The sequence below is a fragment of the Kocuria rhizosphaerae genome, assembly GCF_044462265.1.
GTDB classification, from domain to species: Bacteria; Actinomycetota; Actinomycetes; order Actinomycetales; family Micrococcaceae; genus Kocuria; species Kocuria rhizosphaerae.
In genome coordinates this window covers 12,603-32,267 of record NZ_JBISWL010000020.1, presented here as the reverse complement: position 1 = coordinate 32,267, position 19,665 = coordinate 12,603, and the positions used below count along the sequence as shown (strand labels likewise).

Annotated in this window: 18 protein-coding genes; 8 read left to right on the top strand and 10 right to left on the bottom strand. The window is 70.8% G+C overall.

The window, feature by feature from the left end; genetic code table 11:
• Positions 1 to 19: 19 nt before the first annotated feature.
• The 4 genes from ACH9EU_RS02460 to dnaA form a co-directional block, all read right to left on the bottom strand.
• The gene (locus ACH9EU_RS02460) at positions 20 to 559 is read right to left on the bottom strand and encodes a DUF721 domain-containing protein (RefSeq protein ID WP_396412355.1); all 540 of its coding nucleotides are present in this window, start codon (positions 557 to 559) and stop codon (positions 20 to 22) included.
• A 143-nt stretch (positions 560 to 702) separates the two neighbouring features.
• Complete coding sequence (recF, locus tag ACH9EU_RS02455) at positions 703 to 1,941, bottom strand: DNA replication/repair protein RecF (protein ID WP_396412346.1); 1,239 nt, start codon at positions 1,939 to 1,941, stop codon at positions 703 to 705.
• 29 nt (positions 1,942 to 1,970) lie between these two features.
• On the bottom strand, positions 1,971 to 3,095 hold the full coding sequence (dnaN, locus tag ACH9EU_RS02450) for a DNA polymerase III subunit beta (protein ID WP_396412345.1): 1,125 nt from the start codon (positions 3,093 to 3,095) through the stop codon (positions 1,971 to 1,973).
• Between the two features lie 622 nt (positions 3,096 to 3,717).
• The gene (dnaA, locus tag ACH9EU_RS02445) at positions 3,718 to 5,265 is read right to left on the bottom strand and encodes a chromosomal replication initiator protein DnaA (protein ID WP_396412354.1); all 1,548 of its coding nucleotides are present in this window, start codon (positions 5,263 to 5,265) and stop codon (positions 3,718 to 3,720) included.
• A 605-nt stretch (positions 5,266 to 5,870) separates the two neighbouring features.
• Here dnaA and rpmH point away from each other — a divergent pair.
• The 8 genes from rpmH (at position 5,871) to ACH9EU_RS02405 (ending at position 12,611) form a co-directional block, all read left to right on the top strand.
• Positions 5,871 to 6,008 (top strand): 50S ribosomal protein L34, encoded by a 138-nt coding sequence (rpmH, locus tag ACH9EU_RS02440; RefSeq protein WP_083529203.1) that lies wholly within the window; start codon positions 5,871 to 5,873, stop codon positions 6,006 to 6,008.
• Between the two features lie 96 nt (positions 6,009 to 6,104).
• The gene (rnpA, locus tag ACH9EU_RS02435) at positions 6,105 to 6,512 is read left to right on the top strand and encodes a ribonuclease P protein component (RefSeq protein WP_396412344.1); all 408 of its coding nucleotides are present in this window, start codon (positions 6,105 to 6,107) and stop codon (positions 6,510 to 6,512) included.
• A gap of 2 nt (positions 6,513 to 6,514) precedes the next feature.
• Positions 6,515 to 6,955: a membrane protein insertion efficiency factor YidD gene (yidD, locus tag ACH9EU_RS02430; protein WP_396412343.1), complete on the top strand. Its 441-nt coding sequence runs from the start codon at positions 6,515 to 6,517 to the stop codon at positions 6,953 to 6,955.
• Complete coding sequence (gene yidC / locus ACH9EU_RS02425) at positions 6,952 to 7,938, top strand: membrane protein insertase YidC (protein ID WP_396412342.1); 987 nt, start codon at positions 6,952 to 6,954, stop codon at positions 7,936 to 7,938. The genes yidD and yidC overlap by 4 nt, the downstream gene beginning before the upstream one ends.
• A gap of 86 nt (positions 7,939 to 8,024) precedes the next feature.
• Complete coding sequence (locus ACH9EU_RS02420; protein WP_396412341.1) at positions 8,025 to 8,654, top strand: R3H domain-containing nucleic acid-binding protein; 630 nt, start codon at positions 8,025 to 8,027, stop codon at positions 8,652 to 8,654.
• Positions 8,654 to 9,325 (top strand): 16S rRNA (guanine(527)-N(7))-methyltransferase RsmG, encoded by a 672-nt coding sequence (rsmG, locus tag ACH9EU_RS02415; RefSeq protein WP_396412340.1) that lies wholly within the window; start codon positions 8,654 to 8,656, stop codon positions 9,323 to 9,325. Before ACH9EU_RS02420 ends, rsmG begins: the two co-directional genes overlap by 1 nt.
• A 364-nt stretch (positions 9,326 to 9,689) precedes the next feature.
• Positions 9,690 to 10,541, top strand: coding sequence for an AAA family ATPase (locus ACH9EU_RS02410; RefSeq protein ID WP_396412339.1), 852 nt, complete (start codon positions 9,690 to 9,692; stop codon positions 10,539 to 10,541).
• Between the two features lie 858 nt (positions 10,542 to 11,399).
• On the top strand, positions 11,400 to 12,611 hold the full coding sequence (locus ACH9EU_RS02405) for a ParB/RepB/Spo0J family partition protein (protein ID WP_396412338.1): 1,212 nt from the start codon (positions 11,400 to 11,402) through the stop codon (positions 12,609 to 12,611).
• Between the two features lie 99 nt (positions 12,612 to 12,710).
• Here ACH9EU_RS02405 and ACH9EU_RS02400 read toward each other — a convergent pair whose 3' ends face one another.
• The 6 genes from ACH9EU_RS02400 to ACH9EU_RS02375 form a co-directional block, all read right to left on the bottom strand.
• Positions 12,711 to 13,916 (bottom strand): N-acetylmuramoyl-L-alanine amidase, encoded by a 1,206-nt coding sequence (locus tag ACH9EU_RS02400; RefSeq protein WP_396412337.1) that lies wholly within the window; start codon positions 13,914 to 13,916, stop codon positions 12,711 to 12,713.
• A gap of 108 nt (positions 13,917 to 14,024) precedes the next feature.
• Positions 14,025 to 14,360 (bottom strand): thioredoxin, encoded by a 336-nt coding sequence (gene trxA / locus ACH9EU_RS02395; protein ID WP_396412336.1) that lies wholly within the window; start codon positions 14,358 to 14,360, stop codon positions 14,025 to 14,027.
• 136 nt (positions 14,361 to 14,496) lie between these two features.
• On the bottom strand, positions 14,497 to 15,528 hold the full coding sequence (gene trxB, locus ACH9EU_RS02390; protein WP_396412335.1) for a thioredoxin-disulfide reductase: 1,032 nt from the start codon (positions 15,526 to 15,528) through the stop codon (positions 14,497 to 14,499).
• 168 nt (positions 15,529 to 15,696) lie between these two features.
• Positions 15,697 to 17,106, bottom strand: a complete 1,410-nt coding sequence (locus tag ACH9EU_RS02385; RefSeq protein ID WP_396412334.1) for a hypothetical protein — start codon at positions 17,104 to 17,106, stop codon at positions 15,697 to 15,699.
• 181 nt (positions 17,107 to 17,287) lie between these two features.
• Complete coding sequence (locus ACH9EU_RS02380) at positions 17,288 to 18,913, bottom strand: lipid II flippase MurJ (protein ID WP_396412353.1); 1,626 nt, start codon at positions 18,911 to 18,913, stop codon at positions 17,288 to 17,290.
• 151 nt (positions 18,914 to 19,064) lie between these two features.
• Complete coding sequence (locus ACH9EU_RS02375; protein WP_396412333.1) at positions 19,065 to 19,565, bottom strand: NUDIX domain-containing protein; 501 nt, start codon at positions 19,563 to 19,565, stop codon at positions 19,065 to 19,067.
• Positions 19,566 to 19,665: the final 100 nt, after the last annotated feature.

The window sequence follows — 19,665 nt, the reverse complement described above, 5'->3', positions numbered from 1 at the left end:
CGTTCCGGTTCCGCCGGCCTCAGCCGTAGGTGTCCCGTGGGCCGCGTCCCTGCACGGAGCGGCGGCCGCGCTTCCAGCTCGGGGCCGCGGGACCGAGGATCTCGATCCGGGTGACGATGCCCTCCCCCAGGTGCTCGTCGAACATCCGCAGCAGCTGCGGGACCATGAGCCGCAGGTTCGCCGCGTAGGCGGTCGAGTCGCAGCGCACCCGCACCACGGTCTCGTCGAAGCTCTCCGGCCGGCAGTGCCCCGCGATGCCCGCACCCACGAGCTCGTCCCAGCGCGAGAGGACGGAGCCGACGGCCACCGGCGCCTTCCAGCCGCGACCCGCCACGAGCTGGTCGAGCACCGAGCCCACGCCCCGGGGGTCCCGGGCGGAGCGGCCCGCCCCGGAGTACCCGCCCAGGGCCCGCGGGTCGACGTCGTTGCCCCGCCGGCCGAGTCGCTCGGCGGGGGACGCGGTCGCCGACTCCATCGCGGCGCCGAACCCCTTGAGGTTGCGGCGGGCGGCCGCACCGTGAAGCCGACCGTCCCCACGGGCCTCCGCGGCCCGGCGCATGCGGGTGAGCAGCGCCGCCGGTGCGTCGATCTCGTCCTCGATCCGCACCACGTTCTGCTCCGGGCCCACCTCCGGCGCCTCCGCCGCCGGCGGCTCGCCGGGAGGAGTCGGATCACCGCCGGGCGCGCGGGCCCCGGTCCCGTTCACCACGACGGGGCCCCCGCCGGTCCCGGGGCCCCGTCGCCGGGCAGGCCCTCCTCGACACGGGAGCGCTCGTCGTCGCGCAGTGCCGTGCCCGGTCCCACGCGCACCACGTCGTGGGGGCCTGCCACGAGCTCGGCCGGCAGGTCCTCCTCGACCGCGGCCGTCACCAGGACCTGCTCGGCCGAGGCCACGATCCCGGCGAGGCGGCTCCGCCGCCGGGTGTCGAGCTCGGCGAACACGTCGTCGAGCACGAGGATCGGAGCGGCGCCCTCCGCCGGGTCGTCGGCCAGGTGCACGTACCAGGAGCCCAGGCGCAGGGCGAGGGCGTAGGACCAGGTCTCCCCGTGGGACGCGTATCCCCGGGCAGGGGCGTCGCCGAGCAGCAGCTCCAGCTCGTCCCGGTGCGGGCCGACCAGGGAGAGCCCCCGGTCGAGCTCCCGCTCCTGCACCGTCTCACAGGCGTCGAGCACCAGCTGGTGGAGGTCCGCCGGGGTGAAGCCGCGCAGCTGCTCCACGTCCCCGCCCGCGCTCTCGGGCAGGACCGAGGACACGTAGCGCAGCCGGGTCGCCTTGCTGCCGTCGGTGAGCTGCCCGTAGGCGGTGGCCACCTGCGGGGCCAGAGCGTCGAGCAGCTGCAGGCGGGCGTGCAGCACGGTCGCTCCCGCCCGGGCGAACTGGTCGTTCCACGCGGCCAGGGTGGCCCGGTGCGTGGCCGTGAACCGGCCACCGGCCCGGGCGGAGCGCAGCAGCGCGTTGCGCTGCCGGAGCACCTTCTCGTAGTCGGCGAGCGTGCCGGCCAGGACGGGGCGCATCGACGCGGCGAGCTGGTCCAGGAAACGGCGGCGGTGGGACGGATCGCCCTTCACCAGGGCGAGGTCCTCCGGGGAGAACAGGACGGTGCGCACGATGCCCAGGGCGTCGCGGGCCCTGACCGGTGACGCACGGTTGATGCGCACCCTGTTCGCCCGGCCGTCGTTCAGCTCGAACTCCAGGACTGTCTGCTGCCCGCCGCGCCGGACCCGTACCCGGACGATGGCCCGCTCCGCGCCGAGCCGGATCAGCGGGCCGTCCGAGGACACCCGGTGGGAGGTGAGCCCGGCCGTGTAGTCCACCGCCTCGACGACGTTCGTCTTGCCCACGCCGTTGGGACCCAGGAACACGGTGATCCCGGGCCCGAGACGTATGTCGAGATGCGCATACGTCCGGAAGTCCAGCAGGGACAGGTGGTCGACGAACACTCAGCGGCTTCCGGGTCCGCGCCGGCGGGTCACTGGCTCGGGAGCCGCACCGGCATCAGCAGGTACTTGTAGTCGTCGCGGTCCTCGCCCTCGGGCTCCGCCTGGGCGGAGAGCACCGCCGGCTTGGGCGGGGCCGTGAAGGAGAACCGGACGTAGTCGGAGGCGAACGCGTGCAGCCCCTCGGAGAGGTACGTCGGATTGAACGCGACGGTGATGTCCTCCCCCGTCAGGTGGGCGTCGAGGACCTCGGAGGCCTGGGCGTCCTCCCCCGTCCCCGCGTCGAGCGCGACCTGGCCCTCGCTGAAGGCCAGCCGCACCGGGGTGTTGCGCTCGGCCACGAGGGACACGCGCCGGACCGCCTCGACGAGCTCGGTGGTCCGCACGGCCGCGGTGATCGGCGTGTGCTCGGGGAACAGGGAACGGATCTTGGGGTACTCGCCGTCGATGAGCAGGCTCGTGGTCCGGCGGCCGCCGGACTCGAAGCCGACGAGCTCCGCGGAGTCGGACAGGGCGATGTTGATGTCGCCGGCCGGCCCGAGGGTCTTGGCGATGTCGTTGAGCGTGCGCGCCTTGATCAGCGCGGCGGTCGAGATGTCCTGAGCGGCCGGCCGCCACGTGAGCTCGCGCATCGCGAGCCGGTAGCGGTCGGTGGCCAGCAGCGTCATCTTCTCGCCCTCGATCTCCACCCGGACGCCGGTGAGGATCGGCAGGGTGTCGTCCTTGCTCGCGGCGATGTTGACCTGGGCCACGGCGTGGGCGAACTCGTCCCCGGCGACCACGCCGGAGACGTCGGGCAGGGCAGGCAGCTCCGGGTAGTCCGCCACCGGCATGGCCGCGAGGTTGAAGCGCGAGGACCGGCAGGTGAGCGTGACCTTGCCCTCGTCGGCCCGGACCTCGACCGGGGCGGAAGGCAGGGACCGGCAGATGTCGGCGAGCAGCCGGCCGGAGACCAGTGTCGTGCCCTCCTCCTGCACGTCCGCGCTGATCGACAGCCGGGCCGAGATCTCGTAGTCGAAGCTCGCGATGGACAGCGAGCCGCCCTCGGCGCGGATGAGCAGACCGGACAGCACGGGAACCGGGGGCCGGGGAGAGAGGGACCGGGCGGTCCAGGTCACGGCCTCGGCCAGAACATCGCGTTCGACGGAGAACTTCACGAGAGGTTGCTGCCTTTCAGTCTGGGCCAGGGCGGCGGAGCCGTCTTCCCGGCGGCGCAGCCCGCGAGGCGGGACGCGGCGACCGGGACAGGGCGAACGCCCTTTGCATCGTATCCGTCCGTGGAAGCCGTCGGCCATTCCGCGGAGCGTGGCGGCGGTCCCCGCCGCCGGAGCTCTTCGGCGGTCCCGGCGGGATCGGAGTTCCAGGATTCTTGTTGTTTGGCCGGAGATCTCTTTAAGGACAGGAGTGTTAATAACCGCTGTGGAATCTGTGGATAACCCTCTCCCGGCCATGGTTCGCACGGTTCGTGCCTGTTGACTTCTTGTGGTTCGCGGTCCACGGAACCCGTGCCGTGCGGTGGACGAGATCCGCGTGGTTCCGCGGCTTCCACAGCCTCCCCCGGACTTGTTCCGAGCTTCTCCACCGGTTGGAGCAGCTTCTCCACAATTTTATCCACAGGTGTGGGTTCTGTCCCGTGCACAGGCGCTCCACAAGGGTCCGTGTCCTGTGCAGAAGTGATCCTCCCGGCCCGGAACGACGCGGGGAAGGCCTGTGGACGAACTACAGGAAACGGGCCCGCCGGATCATCGGCGGGCCCGTTCAGGACGGGGCGAGGCAGGCTCAGCCCTCGCGCTGCTGCTGCTTGATCCGGTTGGTCAGCTCGGTCACCTGATTGAAGATCTGCCGGCGCTCGGCCATGAGGGTGCGGATCTTCCGGTCCGCGTGCATGACCGTGGTGTGGTCGCGGCCGCCCAGTTCCTGACCGATCTTCGGCAGGGACATGTCCGTCAGCTCGCGCAGCAGGTACATCGCGATCTGCCGGGCCGTCACCAGGGTGCGGGTGCGGGACTTGCTCTTGAGCTCCTCGAGCGTGATGTCGAAGTAGACGGCCGTCTGGGCGAGGATCGAGGCTGCCGTGATCTCCTGGGCGCCGTCGTCGGTGATGAGGTCCTTGAGCACCAGCTCGGCCAGGGGAAGGTCGACGGCCTGCTTGTTCAGGGAGGCGAAGGCGGTGACGCGGATGAGCGCGCCCTCGAGCTCGCGGATGTTGGTGGAGATGTGCGAGGCGATGTACTCGAGCACGTCGTCGGGGGCGTCCATGCCCTCACTGGTGGCCTTCTTGCGGAGGATCGCGATGCGGGTCTCGAGCTCGGGCGGCTGCACGTCGGTGATGAGGCCCCACTCGAAGCGGGAGCGCATGCGCTCCGCGAAGCCCGTGAGCTGCTTGGGCGGCATGTCCGAGGTGATCACGATCTGCTTCTCGTGGTTGTGCAGCGCGTTGAAGGTGTGGAAGAACTCCTCCTGCGTGTGCTCCTTGCCCGCGAGGAACTGGATGTCGTCGATCAGCAGCATGTCCACGTTGCGGTAGATCTCCTTGAAGGAGGACCCCTCGTCGTCGCGGATCGAGTTGATGAAGTCGTTGGTGAACTCCTCGGAGTTCACGTAGCGGACCCGCACCTGGGGGTAGAGGCGCTTGGCGTAGTGGCCGATCGCGTGCAGCAGGTGGGTCTTGCCGAGCCCCGACTCCCCGTAGATGAACAGCGGGTTGTACGCCTTGGCGGGGGTCTCGGCCACGGCGAACGCCGCGGCGTGGGCGAAGCGGTTCGACTGGCCGATGACGAAGGAGTCGAACACGTACTTCGGGTTCAGCCGTGCCGAGCTGTCCCACTCCCCCACCGCGGGGGCCGTGCCGGTGTCCTGGAGGTGCCGCCGGGGTGGGGCGGCCCGGGGGTCCCGCGGCGGGGGCAGGGTCCGGTCCGCCGGACCGGGGAAGGATCCGGGACCCGGCGAGGCCGGCGGCACCGGGAAGGCCGGGCTCGGGCCGCCGGGTTCCACGGGCTCGGCCACCGGCCGGCCGGGGACGTCGGTGCGGTTGCGCTCGGCCTCGAGCTCGCTGATCGGGGGCAGGGACCCGTCCGGTCCCACGGGAGCGGGTTCGGGCGCCGGCGCGGCCTCGAGGTCGGCGTCGACGACGAAGGCCACGAGCGTATCCGGGCTGAAGGCCCGGCCCACCGAGGAACGGAGCACGGAGGCCAGCTGGTTCTGGAAGAACTCGCGCGTGAGCTCGTTGGGGACCGCGACGAGCAGCGTGGTGCCGATGAGACCCTGCGGCTGCGCCAGGGAGATGAATCCCCGGTAGCGGCCGGTGGTCATCGGGTCCTCGTACATGTACTGCACGCACTCCGCCCACTGCGCGCTGAGCGCCTGATTGTCCTGCGTGCCCACGCGTACTCCTGCTGTCGTCGAGGTGTGGTCGAGCCGTCGTCGGGAACGACGAGGCGGTGGACGGGTCTCGTCCCGGCTCCGCGGCGGGGAGTCTTGTCCACAGTGTTTTTCACAATGGTGGATAAGCTGTCGGGGGCCGGCCGCGAGAGCCAGCCTAGAACATGCTCCGGACCGCGTCATAGCCGTTTTCCGGGGGCGACGGGAACTACAGGACTGTAGTTCGGGGCCTGTTCCGCGCCGTTCCGCGGGAGTTGGCCGACAAGTTTTCCACAGGATGTGAGCAAGATCGGTGCACACCTGTGGGCGAAATGTGCACTGCACAGAGCCCGAGGTCCGCCCGGGTCGTCCGGGGTCCGGGCGGACCCCGGTGATTTGACCGGTCCCGCCCGGTTGTCTAGGGTGAAACAGTCTTTTGTGTCCATTGCCATGCCCACCCGCATGCCCGGACGCATTCACCAGCACTGCTGTGGCTGCCCTGCCCGTCCGCGCCGTATCCGGTGTGTCGAGGACGAGGGCCGACACGCACCTTGACGCCTTTGGAGTAACCAGTGAGCAAGCGGACCTTTCAGCCGAATAACCGCCGTCGCGCCCGGAAGCACGGCTTCCGGGCCCGGATGCGCACCCGCGCCGGCCGCGCCATCCTCGCCGCCCGCCGCAGCAAGGGCCGCACCGAGCTCTCCGCCTGAGTCGGCTCGTGTCGACCCCGGAGCCCCCGCCGCCCGGCCGCGCACGCGCGGACGGCAGCCCGGCGGAGCGGCCCGGGACCGAACGGGAGCGGCACCGTGCTTCCTGAGCGGCACCGGATCCGGACCTCCGTCCAGTTCTCGGCCACCACGCGTTCCGGCGCCCGTTGCGGGCGCCGGAACGTCGTCGTCTATGCGCGACCCACGGAGACCGGGAGGCCCACCCGGTTCGGGTTCGTGGTCTCCAGGGCCGTGGGCAACGCGGTCCGACGCAACAAGGTGAAACGACGTCTCCGGGAACTCGCCCGGGCCTCTGTCAGGGAGGTGCCGTACGGTTACGACGTGGTGGTGCGTGCCCTGCCGCCCGCGTCCCGCGCGGAGTGGGCGGAGCTGGCCGCCGACTTCGGGAAGGCGTGGCGGATCGCGTCCGAGCGGGCCGGGTCGCCCCGCCACGGGGGCGGTTCCCCCGAGCCGGCCGACCCACGCCCCGGACGGGAGGAGTCCTGAACATGACCGTGCACGCTCCCCCGCCCGAGGACGCCCTCGCGGCGGCTCCCCACGAGTTCGTCCGCCCCGGGTCCGCGTGGCAGGCGATCTGGTTCCTGCCGCAGAACCTGCTCATCGCGGGTCTCAAGCTCTACCGGACGATGGTGTCCCCCCTGTACGGAGACGTCTGCCGGTACTTCCCCTCCTGCTCGGCCTACGCGCTCGAGTCCGTCACGGTGCACGGCGCCGTGCGCGGGCTCGGCCTCAGCGTGCGGCGGCTCCTGCGCTGCCACCCCTGGGCTGCCGGCGGGATCGACAGGGTTCCTGACGGTGGTCGGATCTTCTCCGACTTCACGTCCCTGCCCAAGATCGTCCTGCTGAACCACCCCGAACTCGCCGAACGCCACCCGCAGCACCCCGCCGGCGGCGCCGGTCCCGCGGCCCAAGGAGAGCCTTCCTCATGAACCTGTTCGAAATGATCCTCTTCCCCTTCAGGTGGGTCGTCTCCGCCGTGCTGTGGGTGTTCCACGAGCTCCTCACGGCCGTGGGGATGGACCCGGCCGCGGGCATCACCTGGGTGCTCTGCATCGTGGGACTGACCATCGTCATGCGGACGCTGACGATCCCGCTGTTCCTCAAGCAGATCAAGTCCATGCGCGGCATGCAGGAGCTGCAGCCGGAGATGGCGAAGCTGCAGGCCAAGTACAAGGGCAAGAAGGACCAGCTCTCCCGCCAGGCCATGGCCCAGGAGCAGATGGAGCTCTACAAGCGCCACGGCTCCAACCCGTTCTCGGCGTGCCTGCCCATCCTCGTGCAGATGCCGATCTTCTTCGGTCTCTTCCAGGTGCTCAACGGCGTGCCGAAGTCGGCCGCCGCCGGGGAGCCCGTCCACGTGCTGGACGCCCCCATCGTGGAGTCGTTCAACGAGGCCACCTTCTTCGGCGCGCCGCTGTTCTCCACCCTGTGGAACCCCGGTGACGGCAACCACGTGGCCACGATCGTGCTGGCCGTGGTGATGATCATCGCGATGTCGGGCTCGCAGTTCTTCACGCAGAAGCAGCTCACGGCCAAGAACATGAGCGAGACCGCCAAGGCATCCCCGATGTATCGGCAGCAGCAGATGATGCTGTACCTGTTCCCGCTCATCTTCGCGATCGGCGGCATCAACTTCCCCATCGGCGTGCTCATCTACTGGACCGTCTCCAACGTGTGGTCCATGGGCCAGCAGTGGTGGGTCATCCGCAACAACCCCACCCCCGGGTCCCAGGCGGAGCAGGAGCTCAACGAGCGTCGCGCGGCGAAGGGCCTCCCCCCGGTCGGCAAGACCCGTGAGGAGCACGAGGCGGAGATCGAGGAGCAGCGCGCCCGTGCCGCTGCGGGACAGCGGCAGCAGCCGGTGGGCAAGAAGCGGCAGAAGCAGCAGACGAAGCGCAAACAGGCGCGATGATCCCGGCCGGTCACCCCGGCACCATCCCCTCCCCCGCACGGGGCCGGCGCCGCCGGCCCCGTGCCTCCACGGCCCCAGGAGACAACATGACCGACATCCGGCACACCCCGCAGGACGCCGACGAGGCGCAGCACACCCACCCCGGGACCAGCCCGGAGCCCACCCCCGGGGCGGGCCCGGAGCCCGCCCCCGGGGCGAGCCCGGACGCCGGCCCCGATCCCGACTCCGATGTCGATCCCGACGTCGACCCCTTGGAGGAGGAGGGCGAGGTCGCGGCCGACTACCTCGAGGAGCTGCTGGACACGGCCGACCTCGACGGGGACATCGACATCGAGATCCGGGACGGACGCGTCTACCTGTCGGTGGTGGCCGAAGGCCCCGACGACGGGCTGGACGTGCTCGTCGGCGAGGACGGGGAGGTGCTGGAAGCTCTCCAGGAGCTCGTCCGCCTCTCGGTCCTGGCCACCACCGACCGCCGCTCCCGGCTGGTGCTCGACATCGGCGGCTATCGCCGGCGCCGTGCGGGGGAGCTGCAGGAGCTGGCGCTGGGTGCGATCCGGGAGGCCCGGGAGACGGGCGAGAAGGTGCACCTCGAGCCGCTGTCCGCCTACGAGCGCAAGATCGTGCACGACGTGGTCGCGGAACACGGTCTCGTGAGCGAGTCCGAGGGCGAGGGCGCGGCACGGCACAACGTCGTGACCGTGGCCCAGGGCTGATGTCCGAACAGGAGCGGCCCGCACCGGCTCCCCAGGACGCCCCGGTGCCCGACCCCCGGGAACGCCGTGCGGCGCAGCAGCTCTTCGGGGAGCGGACGGAGCTGGCGGAGCGCTACGTGGCACACCTGGCGTCGTCGGGGATCGTGCGCGGGCTCATCGGGCCGCGTGAGGTGCCGCGCCTGTGGAGCCGGCACGTCCTGAACTGCGCCGTGGTCCAGGAGCACATCGCGGAGGGGTCCCGGGTGGCGGACGTCGGTTCCGGCGCGGGCCTTCCCGGCCTGTGCCTGGCCCTCGCCCGGCCGGACCTGGACATCATCCTCATCGAACCGCTCGAACGCCGCGTCCAGTGGCTCGAGGAGGTCGTGGCGGATCTCGGCCTGGGCGGCGTCCGCGTGGTCCGGGCCCGTGCGGAGCAGGCCCGGGACGACGTGGGCGACGTCGACGTCGTCACCGCACGGGCGGTCTCCGGCCTGGTGGGGCTGCTGGACATCACGCTCCCCCTGCTGAGGGGTACCGGCGAGCTCCTGGCGCTCAAGGGCCGGACGGCGGCGGAGGAGATCGAGAGAGCCCGAAAGAAACTCCACCGGCACGGTGCCCGGTCGACCGAGATCGTCCTCGCCGGCAAGGCGCTTCTCGCCGAGCCCACCACGGTGGTCCGCGTTCGGCTCTGACGCCGTTTCCGCGTCCGCCCTCGTCGCGGCGGTAGGCTGGGAAGAGTGCGTCGCGGGCGTGACCCCGTGGGCGGACGGCGCGGCCGCACGGTCGCCGCGGTCATGACCTGGCACCCCTCCCCCGCGGGGGACGTGCCCCGATGCAACGATGCCGAGAGGAACCGGGAAGGTGCGCAGTCAGATGCCGATCGCCGACAGCGCGGGAGGCCCCAGGGGCTTCGACGCGGAGTTTCCGCCCGATCCGCTAGATCAATCGGAAAGGGTTGTTCCGGATCGTGGTTCACATGTTTCACGTGAAACGTTGAGCCGCCCGGCCACCATGACGACAACGATGGCGGAGGACACGCCGCTGGGGAGGAAGCTTGTGGAAGAGACCAGGCGACGCGCCAGGCTGAAAAGGGTCCAGCTGGAGAAGCCCGCCGCCACGCGGGTCTTCACCATCAGCAATCAGAAGGGCGGTGTCGGCAAGACCAGCACGTCCGTGAACCTCGCGGTGGCGCTGGCCCGACAGGGTCAGAACGTCCTCGTCATCGACAACGACCCGCAGGGCAACGCCTCCACCGCCCTCGGTGTGGAGCACAGCTCCGAGGTGGACAGCACCTACGACGTGCTCATCGACGAGATGCCCATCGCCGACGCGGTGAAGCCCTCCGCCGAGGCGGAGAACCTCTGGGTGGTTCCGGCCACCATCGACCTCGCGGGCGCGGAGATCGAACTCGTCTCCATGGTCGCCCGGGAGCACCGGCTGCGCCAGGCCCTGGAAGCCTATGCTCGCCATCGGGAGGCGGAGGGCATGGAGCGGCTCGACTACGTGTTCATCGACTGCCCGCCCAGTCTCGGCCTGCTCACGCTCAACGCGTTCGTGGCGGCCACCGAGGTGCTCATCCCCATCCAGTGCGAGTACTACGCCCTCGAGGGCTTGAGCCAGCTGCTGAAGAACATCGAGATGATCCAGAAGCACCTCAATCCCGGTCTGAAGGTCTCCACGATCCTGCTCACCATGTACGACGGCCGCACCAACCTGGCCTCCCAGGTGGCCGACGAGGTCCGCAGCCACTTCCCGGGCGAGGTGCTGGAGACCATGATTCCGCGGTCGGTGCGCATCTCCGAAGCGCCCAGCTACCAGCAGAGCGTCATCAGCTACGACCCGAGCTCCACGGGAGCGCTCTCCTACCTGGAGGCCGCGGCGGAGATCGCCCAGCGACCGATCGGCTGACCCTACTCCCCCACGGCCCCGGCGCCTCTCTCCCGATGGAGAGGGGCGCCGTTCGCTGTGCAGCACGCGGTCAGCGACCGGTGGACGCGGGTCGCGGTGTGCGACGCGGCTCCCGATCACAGGAGTGCGCTGCTGACATCGGCCGAGCGGGACCGTAACCCGTGGTGTACGCGCAGCCTCTCGTCTCGACCCCGCGGGGTGGACAGTGCCTTTCCCGTCGTCCCCGGTGCTCGTCGCGAGACGTTCCCCGGCTGTCCCGGTCGGATTTCGCGCCTTCGACCCACGAACCGGCTCCGGTCGTGTCGGACTCGTCGTCCCGCGGCCGTTCCTGAAGTGTGCCTCGGATAGAATTGGGCGGATTGCCGGGACAGGGAAAGGAAATTCGTGAGCGACAGACGACGGGGTCTCGGACGGGGCCTGGGGGCACTCATCCCGAGTGCCCCCGCGGAAGCGAACAGTGAGCACGAGGGGAATGCGCCGACCACGGAGGAGCGATCGACGGGGGCGGAGACCGGGCAGCACTCTGCGGACGTCGCGAGCCAGGATGTTTCACGTGAAACGTCCGGTCCCGCCGTTCGGGCGTCCTCCGACGCTGAGGTGCCGTCCCCACCCGGTGTCACGGACTCCCCCGCGGCCGGTTCGGATCCGTCTCTGCAGGGAACGATGACGGAGTACCACGGGACTGCGCCGGACACTGACGGAGCCGGATCGATCGATTCCTCCCGAACGGGACCCGATGGGAAGGACTCCGCCGGAGAAGGTTCTCCCACCGATGGCGCCAGGCGCAGTTCCGGTGGTGGCAGGTCCAAGCCGGCCGGCCCGGCCGCCCGGCAGAAGGCCATGAAGGCTCGGATGGACATGGGCGAGGCGCTGCGGAACACGACGCTGGTGAGCCGCCCCTCCGACATGTTCTTCGTTCCGTCCGCAGAGTCCGGCGACGGTACGGGCGGCGATGCTGCAGGGCAGGAGGCAACGACGGGGTCCGTTGCCGATGTCGAGCCCGAACGGTCCGCCGACTCGGCGGAAGCACCAACGGCGGATGTTTCACGTGAAACTCCGGGACGCCCCGGGGAATCCGCCGTCGGCCGGCAACCCCGACCGCCGCAGGATGTCGCCGGCGGGCGCGCCCGCGGTGGCCGCACCGCTGGGGCACGAGCCGCGTCCGGGTCTGTACCGGAGATCAGGGGCTCCGAAGAAGTTTCACGTGAAACAGCCGAGCAGGAGGATCCGGAGCTCGCGGAGCTCGGTGTCGTCCCGGGCGCGCGCTTCGCGGAGCTTCCGGTCGCGGCGATCCACCCCAATCGGAAGCAGCCGCGACAGGTCTTCGACGAGGAGGAGTTGGCCGAGCTCGCGTACTCCATCGGGGAGCTGGGCGTCCTGCAGCCGATCGTCGTCCGCCCCAGCAAGGAGGACGGGGACCCGTCGTACGAGCTCGTCATGGGTGAGCGTCGTTGGCGGGCCGCGCAGCGGGCCGGAATGGAGACGATTCCCGCGATCGTGCGGGAGACCTCCGACGACGACCTCCTGCGGGACGCCCTGCTGGAGAACCTTCATCGGAGCCAGCTGAACCCGCTCGAGGAGGCGGCGGCCTATCAGCAGCTGATGGAGGAGTTCGGGGCGACCCAGGAGGAACTGTCCCGGCGGATCGGCCGGTCGCGCCCGCAGATCTCCAACACCATCCGTCTGCTCCGGCTTCCACCGCTGGTCCAACGCCGCGTCGCGGCCGGTGTGCTCTCGTCCGGACATGCCCGAGCGTTGCTCTCGCTGTCCGACCCGGCATCGATGGAGCGCTTGGCGCAGCGCATCGTCGCCGAGGGCCTGTCCGTGCGTGCCACGGAGGAGGCCGTATCGATGGCGGAGGGAGCCGAGCGCAAGCCCCGGCGCGCGGCCGAGCCCAGCCGGCACCAGGATCGGCTCGACGACATCGCGGACGCCTTCGCCGACCGTCTGGACACCAGCGTGAAGATCTCCCTCGGAGCCCGGAAGGGGAAGATGACCATCGAGTTCGCTTCCGTGGACGATCTGAACCGCATCATCGACGTGCTGAATCCCGGCGCCGAACGTTCCTGATCAGGACGGTGCGCAGCTCCTCTCCCGGCGGAACAGCCGGAGCCCCGGTGTTTCACGTGAAACACCGGGGCTCTTTCGTGCGCAGACGCGGAGCAGGATTCAGGTGCCGTTGAAGCCGGCGACGTCGTCGAGGCGCATCGTGCCGGTGGGAAGGTCGTCGTCGGCGAGCAGGTACATCCGTTGGAGGCCGAAGACGATCGCCTCCGCGAGGTGGTTCCGGTGCTCCGGGTCGGCCAGGGCGGTCCGGTCCCCGGGGTTGGAGAGATAGCCGAGGTCCAGCCAGATCGTAGGGGCGTCCGTTCCCCGCAGCACGTCCCACTGGCGGGCGTGGGTGCCGAGGTCGAGCGCGCCGGTGCGGGCCACCAGCTCCTTGAGCACGAGGACCGCGGCGCGCTCCCCGATGGGGGAGTAGATCTCCGAGCGGTCCTGCTCACCCCAGTAGTACGAGGACATCCCGGCGGCGGCGGGGGAGGAGTTCCAGTCGCAGTGCAGGGTGACCACGACCGACTCGGGCTGCCCAGTCGTCGCCTCGGTGGCCGACGCGACGGTCCGCACGGCGTGGCCCCGCCGGGCGTGCGGAGCAGGGTCGGGATGCACCACGGCGGGCTCGGCGCCGATCTCGTGCAGCAGCTCGGAGGCCCGGACGGCGACGTCCCTGGTGATGGCGTCGGCACGGTCCAGGAAGTCGCCGGGAGCCGAGGCGGGGGACTGCTGTCCGGTGTCTCGGGAAGGGACGAGCACGATGGAGCGCCCGCGCAGCGCGGACGTGGCCCGCTCCAGCCGGTGGTAGTCCCGCAGGGAGAACGCCTTGGAGGACGTGATGTTCCTGTTGATCCGCGCCAGGGAAGCGATCGTCTCCCGGCCCACGACGCCGGACGGGGAGAGTCCCAGGCTTTCCTGCAGCTCCGTCACGGCGTGGTGGGTGCTGGAGCCGAAGACACCGTTGAGATGCCCGTAGTAGAAACCCAACCTGGACAGGTTGTGCTGGAGCATCGTCACGTCGTCCCCGCGGAGGGGCCGGCCCTCGTCGAGGTAGAGGGGGCGGTCGCCGAGGGCGTACTGGGCCTCGTTGAGCGCCCGATCCGTCTCCGGGCCCACGAGACCGTCGACGATCAGGCCGCGCTGCTGCTGGAAGGCGCGCACCGCCGCGTCGACGTGGTCGTCGAAGTAGGAAGGGTTGTTGACGTCCTGGGGAGCCAGGTACGCCACGGTGGCGCCGGCACGGAGCAGACGCTCCCGCAGGCTCACCACGCGCCGGTTCGTCATGGTCCGGCGCAGCATCGGTTCGGTGTCCTCGGTGTTCACGGGTGTCCCACGGGTCGTCGGGTGTCGGAAGTGCAAATGCTCATCCGTCCCCTCCGCGGGCGGGGGAGGGGACGGATGAGCGCGCAGCGGTGGGAATGTGCGGACCGATCAGGCCGAGGGCTGGAGGTAGTCGGCGAACTCCTTCTCGAGCGCGCTCTTCGGCTTCGCCCCGATGGCCTTTTTCACGACCTCGCCGCCGGAGAAGAGGTAGATCGCCGGGATCGAGGTGATGCCGTACTGGGAGGCCACGGCAGGATTCTCGTCGACATTGAGCTTCACGACCTCGACGGCCCCGGCGTGCTCGGCGGCGATGGCGTCCAGGACGGGCCCGACCATGCGGCACGGGCCGCACCACTCGGCCCAGAAGTCGACGATGACGGGCTTGTCCGCCTCCAGGACCTCGGTCCTGAAGTCGGCGTCGGTGACGTTCTTGGCGGCGCTCATGATGTCTCCTTGTCCGGCGGCGGGGCACGCGTCGCGTGCCGGGCCACCACGGGGTTGGAACACGGGCTCGGGACTCGTGCGAGGGGCGGGACTGGTTAGATTATGACTCATGCCGGGGCCACGGGACGGCCGGGGGTCAGCTGTGCAGGACCGACCGGTCGTGCAGCGCGGCGAGGTACTGCTCCGCGTCCACCGCGGCGACACAGCCCGAGCCCGCCGCGGTGATGGCCTGGCGGTAGGTGGCGTCCACGACGTCGCCCGCCGCGAACACACCCGCGAGGCTGGTGGTGGAGCTGCGGCCGTCCACGGCGATGGTGCCGTCCACCGTGAGCTCGAGCTGGTTCTCGACGAGGCCGGTGCGGGGGTCGGAGCCGATCGCCACGAAGAGCCCGGTCACGGGCAGCTCGGAGGTCGACCTCGTGTCCGTGTCACGGACCGTGACCGAACGGAGCTTGTCCTCGCCGTTGATGGCGACGACCTCGGAGTTCCACAGCACCTCGATCTTGGGGTCCTCGAAGGCGCGCTGCTGCATGATCTCGGAGGCCCGGAAGGTGTCCCGCCGGTGGATGACGGTCACCTTGGACGCGAACCGGGTGAGGAAGGTCGCCTCCTCGAGCGCGGAGTCCCCACCGCCGACGACGGCGATGTGCTGGTCCTTGAAGAAGAAGCCGTCGCACGTGGCGCACCAGCTCACACCGTGCCCGGAGAGCCGCTTCTCGTCCGGCAGCCCCAGCTCCCGGTAGGCGGAGCCGGTGGCGATGATCACCGTGCGGGAGCGGTGGACCGAGCCGTCCTCGAGGGTCACGGTCTTGACCTCGCCCTCGAGCTGGAGGGCCACGACGTCCTCGTACCGGATGTCGGCGCCGAAGCGTTCGGCCTGCTGCTGCATGTTGGACATGAGCTCCGGGCCCTGGATGCCGTGGATGAACCCCGGGTAGTTCTCGACCTCGGTGGTGTTCATCAGCTCACCGCCCGCGGTGACGGAGCCGGCGAAGACGATCGGGTGCAGATCGGCCCGTGCGGCGTAGACCGCGGCGGTGTACCCGGCGGGGCCGGAACCGACGATGATCACCTCGTGGACGGTGTCGTCGTCCGCGGCGACCGTCGGCCCGCCGGCCCGGGGGGCGAGGTTCAGGGCGTTGATCACGGGACCGAAATCGGGGCTCACAGTTCTGCTTGACCTTCCGTACAGGGGGCGGCCGGCCGGGGCCGGCCGCGGGGGACCACTGGGACAACGGGGGGAGCGCGGCCGATATTCCGGTGCTGCCGGTGCGCCGCGTCCCGCTCCGGCTCCCGCCGGCCGTCCTGGCGGGCGGGCCGGCAGGGGCACGTGCGGCTACTCGAGCTCGATCTCGCCGATCCGCAGGCCGTGGTTGAAGCCGGCGATGGGGTTGGTCAGCTGCGGCAGCTGGGTCCAGTTGACGATCACGTACTCGTGCTCCTCGTCGCGGGCCGCGGGCGCGAGGGGCACGGTGATCTCCGGGCCGGTGAAGGATCCGGAGCCGACCTGCCGGGCGCCCTCGAGCGAGGGGGAGTCGTTGACGTAGACGTCGAAGATGCCACCCGATCCCGCCGACTGGCTCAGCCGGAGGGTCTTCACGGCGGCGGGCTCCTCGAGCTGCACGGCGAGGCCCACTCCCTGGATCCTGCCGCCGAAGTTCTGGTCGGAGAACCCGTAGCTGATCCAGTAGGTCGACGGGTTGTCGTCGACGGTCTGTCCCAGCTGCGGATCCTGGTCCGCCATGAAGTTCGGGTCCCCGGCCACGATCCGGCTCACGGACAGGGGCACCGGGTCCACCGCCGCGGGCTCGGGAGTGGGCTCGGGGGTGGCCTCGGGGCTCGGCTGCGCCGTCTCCTCGGCCGGAGCGGTGGCCGCCGGCCGCTGCTCGTCGCGGGCGTCGAAGAGGCCGCCCAGGCGGTCGAAGCTGAAGGCCACCGCCCCGACCAGGAGCGCGATCAGCAGGAGCAGGAGGAAGAGCAGGCCCTTGCCGCCCTTCTTCGTGGTGGTGTCGCGGTGCTCCGTGGCGAGGGACGCGGTCGCCGGGGCGCCGACGGCGGCGTCGGGGCGCTCCTCGACATAGCTCTCGTACCGGTTGTCGCCGTCGTAGCCGGGATCGATGTCCGTGGAACGACCCGCCGCGGCGGCCGTCCCGCCCGCGGCGGCCCGGTCGAACAGGGTCGACCGGGTCGAGGTGGCGCTGACCCGCACGGGCCGGCCCAGCCGGGTGCGCACCGACGGGGCGGGGGCGGCGTCGTCGTACGAGTCGTCGTCGCGCCACCGGGTGACCTTCGCCTCGGGGGCGGCGCCCCCGAGGTCCGCGGAGGGCTCCGCGGCGACGACGGGCTGCGGGGTCGTGGGGTCGGGCTCGTCGTAGAGGTAGGACGCGCCCTCGGCGTCGCGCGGGGCGCCGAAGATGTCGTCGCTGAGCGTCTCGTCCTCGATCTCGTCCGGCTCCACGAGGAGGGAGTCCAGCATGTCCGCCGCCGGGGTGTGCGAGGTCACGAGGTACGTGTGCGTCTCGGCCTGGCCGAGGTCCAGGATCTGGAAGGGCGCGCCGATGGTGCCGTTGGCCATCGAGCGGGCGTTCTCGACGAGCAGTGACGTGTGCCGGTCGGCGGGCAGGAGGATGGAGACGCGGCGGCCGAGGACCTGGTCCTGGCCCTCGAGCACGTGGTCGCCCTCGGCCGTGGCCAGCACGTCGGAGACGACCTTGTAGCGGCCGCCGAGGACGGAACCGAGTTTCATCGGTGCGGGCACGTTGGCTCCCTGGGGGTCGGGAATTTCCGGGGGACGGGAATTCGCGGGTGTCACGGCCGGGCGTCGGCAGAGGGGGTCCCCTGTCCCACGTCACGGCCACACAGCACTTTACCGTGACCGGCCGTGCTCGCGCGCTGCGACGTCCGGCGGCAGGCCCCCGGTCACCGCCTCAGCGGCCGAGCCGCGAGAGCACGGGACGCAGCAGGCCGTCGAGCTCCCGGACCCGGCAGAGCCTGAGGGCGCCGAGGTAGGCCACGGCCATGACGCCGCCTCCGACGGCAAGGGTCGCGATCGCGGTGAGCTGGTCCGTCCAGGGGAACCCGTCCGGGTCGTAGCCGCCGAGCAGGTGCAGGACCACGGCGCCCACGACGCCGGCCAGCAGGGAGGCCACGAGGATCCGCGCGTGGGCCTCCACGATCCGGGCGACGTCGTAGTCCCCGATGCGGCGGACGAGCACCACGTGGTACAGCACGGTGCTCAGGACGTTCTGGGCCGCGTAGCACCCGGCCACGGCGAAGACGATGAGGTCCGGCGGGACCAGCCACCAGATCAGCGCGGCGCAGGCCACGGTGAACAGGGCCACGCCCATCTGCACCAGGAAGGGCGTGCGGGCGTCCTCCTGGGCGTAGAACGCCCGGCCGAGCATGAACGAGGCCGACATGAAGGGCGCCCCGACCGCGATCACCGCGACGACCTGTCCCACGACCGCGCCCGCGGAGGGGACGCCGCCGCTGAAGAGCATGCCGAGGGGACCGGCGAACACGATGAGCGCGACCGTGGCGAAGACCGTGGCCACCCCGGTGATCCGCAGGCTCGAGGACAGGGAGGACACCATGCCCGCCCGGTCGCCGTCGGTCGAGGCCGCGGCCATCCGGTTGAACAGGACGGTGGCGATGGACAGCCCGATCACCCCGTGGGGCAGGGAGTACAGCATGGACGCCTGGTTCAGGGCGGCCACGCCCGCGATCTGCTGGGGCGGGTCCAGCGCGAGGTACTCCGGGCGGTACGCGGTGGGGATCGCCGCGACCTTGGTCAGGCCGAGGAACGCGAGGTTGGCGATGACCCCCGTGGCCAGGGTCCAGCCCGCCAGCCGGGCGGCGGTGGACAGGCCGATGCCGCGCCAGCCGAACCGGGGCCGCAGCCTCAGGCCCAGCCGGCGCAGCGGCCAGAACAGGACGAGGGCCTGCGTGGCGACGCCGACCGTCGCCATGACAGCGAGCCAGAACGTCTTGGCCTCGGTCCAGTTGTCGAGGGTGTGGGGGTCCTGCTGATAGGCCCCGAACTGCTGGACGAAGACCAGCAGCGCCGCGATGGCGACCACGTTGTTGACCACCGGTGCCCACATGTACCAGCCGAACGCGCCACGGGCGTTGAGCACCTGGCCGACCACGGTGTAGAGGCCGTAGAAGAAGATCTGCGGAAAGGTGAACAGGGCGAAGGTCAGTCCGAGGGAGAGCTGCGGCTCGGTCCAGTCGGTGCCCATGGTCCGCACGATCGGGCCCGCCAGCAGCACCACGACCACCGTCACGCCCAGCAGGGCGAGCACGGCGAGGGTGAGCAGGCGGGAGATGTAGTCGGCCCCGCCGTCCTCGTTCGTCCTCGACGCCTTGATGATCTGGGGAACCAGGACCGCGTTGAAGATTCCGCCCGCCACGAGGACGTAGATCAGGTTCGGCAAGGTGTTCGCGAGCTCGAAGACGTCCGAGACGGTCGTGACGGAGCCGATGGCCACCGTGATGAGGACCGTCTTGACGAAGCCCAGGACACGGGAGACGAGCGTGCCCGAGGCCATGATGGCGCTGGACGCCGCTCCGGACCGCCGCGGGGGACCGGGAGGGGGCCCCGCTGCGGCCGGACCCGGGGACCCCGCTGCGGCCGGACCCGGGGACCCCGCTGCGGCCGGACCCGGGGACCCCGCTGCGGCCGGACCCGGGGGTCCGGCCGCCTCAGAGCTGGTGGATGATGTATTCACGGGCGATGTCGGCGATGCGCCGTTCGTTGGGGAAGGACAGCTTCCGACCGAGGTCGTCGATGTTCACCCAGGCGACGTCCACGGCCTCGTGGTCGGGATCGTTGTCGGTCGTCAGGTGCCCGCCCGTGGCGCGCAGGAGGAAGTGGTGCACCGTCTTGTGCACGCGGTGGCCCGAGACCGTGAACCAGTAGTCGATGCTGCCGAGCGGGCTGAGGACCTCGCCCGCGATCCCGGTCTCCTCCTCGATCTCGCGGATCGCCGCTTCCTCGTTGGTCTCCTGGTTCTCCGGGTGGCCCTTCGGCAGGCACCACTCGAGGCGTCCGCCCCGGTTGATCCGGGCGATGATGGCCACCGGGTGGGAGGGCGTGCCGAGGTCCACGACGATCCCTCCGGCGGAGACTTCCTCGACCGTGGGCAGCGCGGCGGCCGGTGCGGACGGCCGCTTCTTCGGAGCGCTGGGTACGGGGAAAGCCATGTCTCCTACCTTGCCACAACCACTGCGGCTCACGCCCGAGCTCGCGCGTGGGCTCGGGCGGCGCCCCGGCGGCCATCCGGGCGGGCCGGCCGGCCCGGGT